At 62.6% G+C, this 4965-nt stretch carries 4 protein-coding genes; 1 reads left to right on the forward strand and 3 read right to left on the reverse strand.

Annotation, left to right across the window (positions count from 1 at the left end; all coding sequences use genetic code 11):
- Positions 1 to 3105, forward strand: a 3105-nt coding sequence (locus C446_RS01845) for an HTH domain-containing protein (RefSeq protein ID WP_006671348.1), incomplete at its 5' end; no start/stop codon positions are given.
- Here C446_RS01845 and C446_RS20420 read toward each other — a convergent pair.
- From C446_RS20420 to C446_RS01860, 3 genes are all read right to left on the reverse strand, one after another.
- Positions 3106 to 3711 (reverse strand): GIY-YIG nuclease family protein, encoded by a 606-nt coding sequence (locus tag C446_RS20420; protein ID WP_083861039.1) that lies wholly within the window; start codon positions 3709 to 3711, stop codon positions 3106 to 3108. It abuts the gene before it with no gap.
- A 9-nt stretch (positions 3712 to 3720) separates the two neighbouring features.
- Complete coding sequence (locus C446_RS01855) at positions 3721 to 4131, reverse strand: hypothetical protein (RefSeq protein ID WP_006671350.1); 411 nt, start codon at positions 4129 to 4131, stop codon at positions 3721 to 3723.
- Between the two features lie 144 nt (positions 4132 to 4275).
- Positions 4276 to 4506 (reverse strand): helix-turn-helix domain-containing protein, encoded by a 231-nt coding sequence (locus C446_RS01860; protein ID WP_006671351.1) that lies wholly within the window; start codon positions 4504 to 4506, stop codon positions 4276 to 4278.
- Positions 4507 to 4965: the final 459 nt, after the last annotated feature.

Below are 4965 nucleotides of genomic sequence, written 5' to 3' on the forward strand. Positions count from 1 at the left end.
CTCCCAACCCACGATCGTCAGACGAACGTCGTCGCCGAGTGTCCCTGCTGTGGCAACGGGCATCGGACCTCCAAGCTCCGACCACTGGAGCACCACGAGACGCGTGCCGGCGCTGCCGAGCTTCGATCCCGACGCCTTGCCAAACGGGCCGGCGAAAGCGAGGTGTACGAGAATCTGCTCGAGGACGTTGGGCCGTTCAACGCCCAACAGGACGAGATCGAACGGCAGATCGAACGCGACGCGCCGATCAGCGCCGAGAAGATGGACCTCACACCGATCGAAAGCGATCGGTACGAGGATCTGGCGAAGACTGTCCTCGAGCCCGACCGACGCAAATTCGAGGAGTGGGCCGAGGAGTATGCCGGCCTCTACGAGGACGCGTTCGAAACCGAGGTCTCGACGGATCGTCCGGGCGACGAGTTGTTCGCCGAGGAAATCGCCGACGACCTGGAGTCGTGGGCAAGTCGCGCCGATCGTGACGAGCTGTCCCGCGGCGAGGTCACACTGACCGACCAACAGCCGGCGAGTGCCGCGGCGATCGTCGACCTCGAGACGACGACGGTCACCGACCTGTGGACGGCGCTGTTCGGCCACGACGACGTGCGGGCGGCGCTGGCTCAGTCGCTTGCTGACCTGTTCGGCGGCATGGAGCCCGTCGAGTGTTACGACGTGCTCGAGGAGTACGGCATTCCGTTCTGGGTTCGGTCCCATATCGTCAACGTCGCCCGCGGGTACGCAAGCGACAGTGTGACCTGCGATGGTCCGGCTGACCCCCGCCGCGTTGTCGACGAGATAATCGCACCGCTGCCGGAGAACCCGCTGGCCGAGACCGTCGACCTGCTGGCTGTCGCGAGTCTGTTCGACGGTCTCGAGACCGAGCCCGTCATCGGCGTCGTCGTTCGGGATGCGTTCGTCGACGACGTGCGTCGCGACCAACGGGTCGACGTCTGTGACCTGCTGGCCGTGCTGGCCGACGCCTGTTCCGTGCGGCTCGTCGGGTCGACCGTGACCCTCGGGAAGGTCGCGAACAGCCACCGATCCGACCTCCCCGGCGTTAGTGAGTGGTGCAATCGTAACCGGGAAGTCCAACAGATCGACGCTGCCCAACGGCAGGTGGCCACGGCCCTCGAGCGCGGGGACTTTGCGGTCACGATGCTCCGTGAACTCTCCCGTGACCCGAACGGGATTCTCTCGTATTCGGAACTGTACAGCCTGTATCCCGGCGACGACGACTCCCGTGTTCGGCAACTCGTCAGTGAGTACGTCGACCTCGAGTTGGTCGATCGCTTTGGTCCCCGGACCGACCGGAAGGTCGAACTCCTCCCGGCCGGCGAGCGCGTCCTCGAACTGTACGAAACTGAAATCGCACGACAGCGGTCGATTTCGGACTTCGTTAGCGGCGGCGGTAAACAACAACAACAGGGCCGTGTACCCACGCGATCGGGAGTGGGTGGGGAGGCCGAGGCCGATGCAGTGACCGCCGACGGCACCGCACCCTACCGCACCCGCTACATGGCCCCGGACGAACACGCCGCTGCCGCAGCGTGTGGCCAAAACGGCGGTGTGACCCTGGTACGTGGGCCAGTAGCTGACCACGAACGACGGACCCGATACGCGAGTTACGACCCAGAGCGGGGGGAGGCGGTGGCCGCTGTACGAGCCGGTGGCCCGTTGCCGTTGACGACGAGTGCTGCATTAGCGTTAGCCAGCCCCGAGTTTGTGGACCGTGCTCTCCCGGCCGACAAACTCGAGTCGATCGACGATCCGCCGGTCATCGTTCGCGACGCCCGGTGTATCGGTGGGGCATCGGATCGGGCGCTCGAGGACGGCCAGGAGTTCCGCGAGACACTCATCGAGTGGGGCGCGGAGATCGCCGACATGACGACGAAACTCAACCACGGCGACCACGACGCACTCGACCGCGCTCAGTTCCGCTCGGAAATTATCCGCTCGGCACAGGGGCTCTGGGGCACGATTACCCATCTCCTCGATCTGTTCGGGATCGATGTCCACTACGAGATTCGCGTTCCCGAGAACACCGACCAGGACGACCTCGATGCACTCGCAAAGTCGATCGGCTACGCGGCGGCAATCCAGTCGACGTACAACGGCCACTACGCCTGCTACCGGCAGTTGTTCGAAGATCGGGAGGACAAGCGCCGCACTGCGTTCACTGCACAGGTCGACGCCGCTGACCCAACCGGCTCGCTGATTCCGTCGTTTGTCGTCCGCGGCCCCGACGTCCACCGACTCGAGGACTCGCTTCGAACCTACCTCGAGTCGCCGACCGAAGTCCACGACGACGCGCCGGAGTTCGGCGTCGACATTCCGATTCGTACCGATCCCGGCCGTGACGCCTACGACGCGGCGATTCGACGCGTCCTCTCCCGCAAGAACATCCGCACGACGACCGAGGCGGTCTCGACGCTACACGGTCTCGTCGCGACGCCACACGACGCCGCTCGTGTGCTGCACCGCCGCCTCTCGAGTGAAGCCGAGGCTCGCGACGTTCGGCCAGACGAACTCCGCCGCGCACTCCAGGCGCTCGAGCCGATTGCAATCCTTCCCCAGCTCGGCAGCGCCGATCGGCGTACGGACACCGCCGGCAAGATCGTCCAAACACTCCTCGCTGCGGACGACCCACTTTCCAAATCGGAGCTCGCCGAGCGGGCCGGCGTGTCCAAGAAAACGGTCTACAACTACCGTGAGCAGTTGGAACCGCTCGGGATCATGGTCGTCGACGAGGGCGGCTATCGGATCGGACTCTCGGCACCGACTTCCGACGGCCGCGAATCGCGGACGTACCCCACCGCCGTCGGGGCGCGGTTCACCGAGGCCGTCGACGCCGTCCTCGAGCGTCGTCTCCCGACCGATCGGTACGCCGATCCGGACGACCCGATCGGCGGGCTGTTGTTCTGGAGCGACGGCGACCCACCGAACCCGTGGGCGCTGTTGGACCATCCCGACTACGGCCCGATCGCCCGTCTCGCCCGGCGACTTACGAACGGCCAGCGGACCCGACCGGCCGAGACGGCTGTGTTAATGGGGCCGGAAATGAAGCAGAAATCGCTCGAGGGCGCGGCGGTATCGGCGTCGGCGGACTAACTACCGTCGCCGATGATCGGTTACCGCCTGACCGCCACACGTCGGGCACCCCAACTCTCCTTGGTCGTACCGGTGCCCACACTGTGGACACCGAATCTTATCGGATGGGGTGTCATCTTGTACCTCGAGCACGTCGCCCGGGCCTGCATTTCGACTTTCGTCATCGTCAACCTCGAGATCGGCCAACTCACGAATCCGACTTCGCAGTGACCGAATGTCCGACGTTTCGTACCGCGTAACTTTCATCGCAGTAAAGAGTCGATCGAGTGTTCGTGCCCACGATTCGTCCATGTCCCGATCGATTGACAGCCCGAGGTCGACGTCCGGTTGGTTGCCGGAGATCCGTCTCGGGATCGGGAAATCTCGTTCGTCGGCTGGGATATCGAACCACTCACCCCGCATGTGGTATTTATCGAAGTGGCTGTGGAGGTACTTCTCGACCGCCGCTGCATCGTCTGGCGTAGCGGTTTTCTTCAACCGCAATTCGAACGGCGACGACACTTGTAGCTCCCCGAGTCGTTGCTCTGGGTTTCGTGCCCGACCAATCTTGACAGGGCCTAACTCGTGTTCGATGACGTAAACTTGTTGAGGTCCGTAACTTGGCATGAATCAGGATTAGAAGCCGTCTGCTCCGACGAATCGCCACTTCGACCCACTGTCGCGTTCGAACAGCCCCGTCGACGTGAGGTACTGAATCCGATCTTTCAACGTCTCTTTCGCACGCACGTCGGTATGTTCTCGATAGAACCGCTGGAGGTCACGGACCGAGAACATGGTACCGCCGTCGGCGACGATCGCCTTGACGACCTTCTCGTCGCGATGGTCGAGTTCGTTCGCGTCGCTCAGATCGATTTCCGTCCCGTCGAGCCCGTTGACGGCCTCGAGCCGGGACAGCCGGTCCTCGAGCTTTCGGTTCCGCGCCTCGAGTCGGCCGATCTCCGCTTGTAGCAACTTGAGAACCGATACGAGCCGGTCGACCTGCGGGTTCTGCGCATCGGCCTCGAGTGCATCGATTAGATCCCACATTTCGCTCCGCCGACGCTTACTTTTCGATTGCGCCTCTGGATCGCCTGAACTACCGCCTGCTGCCTGTTCTGAATTGGCGGCCATTGTGATAGGTACTACAACGAACAGGAATATAAACGCTGGCTAACCGGACTGAAAGTAAACTCAATTCGTGGTCCACAGGAACGCTCCGCTGCGTTCGATCTTTTCTATCTCCCCCGCGTCAGCAAGCTTCTCGAGATGCCGTCGCGCCGTGTTCCGGTGACAGTCGAGTTCGTCAGCTACCTCACCGGTCGTCGTGGGCTCGAGCCGGTCCACAGCCTCGAGATACCGATTCGAAGAATGCTTCTCGTCGAATTGGCCGGTGTCCTCGTCGCGCGTTCGATTCGGGCTCACGGATAGCGATACGACGCCCGGGGGTTTAAAATCTGATGCAACTGCACTATGGCCGTAGTGCAACTGCACTATGGGCAAAACCTAAGTATCTCTGGCTGAATGTTCCAATTAGCACGAACCACTAAGCGAGACTGACGTTTCGCAGAAAGGCCATGTTAGGGCATGGCCGGATGGTCCGTGTTCCCCTGGGAAATGGAGTCGACGAACCATGCAAACCTTACAGACAAGCCGACTTAAAACTAGTCGGACCGATTCGGTAGTAGAGAGCGGCAATAACCAGCACAGTGGCGTCACGCTCGACGCCCGTCCGTACTACGACCGCCAGTACGATCACCTTCTCACACTCGAGGAGGCGGCCACCGGAGGTGACTGCCGGTGACCGTCAACGCCTACACGGGCGAGACCTCGAGTCAGACCAACGAGTACCCCGAACTCGAGGAGAAATTCGACGAGGACCCC

The organism is Halobiforma nitratireducens JCM 10879, from assembly GCF_000337895.1.
GTDB lineage: Archaea > Halobacteriota > Halobacteria > Halobacteriales > Natrialbaceae > Natronobacterium > Natronobacterium nitratireducens.

Bases quoted from the DNA above. Each gene is read 5' to 3' on its own strand.
- C446_RS20420 (WP_083861039.1), bottom strand. From the start codon at position 3,711: ATGCCAAGTTACGGACCTCAACAAGTTTACGTCATCGAACACGAGTTA.
- C446_RS01855 (WP_006671350.1), bottom strand. From the start codon at position 4,131: ATGTGGGATCTAATCGATGCACTCGAGGCCGATGCGCAGAACCCGCAG.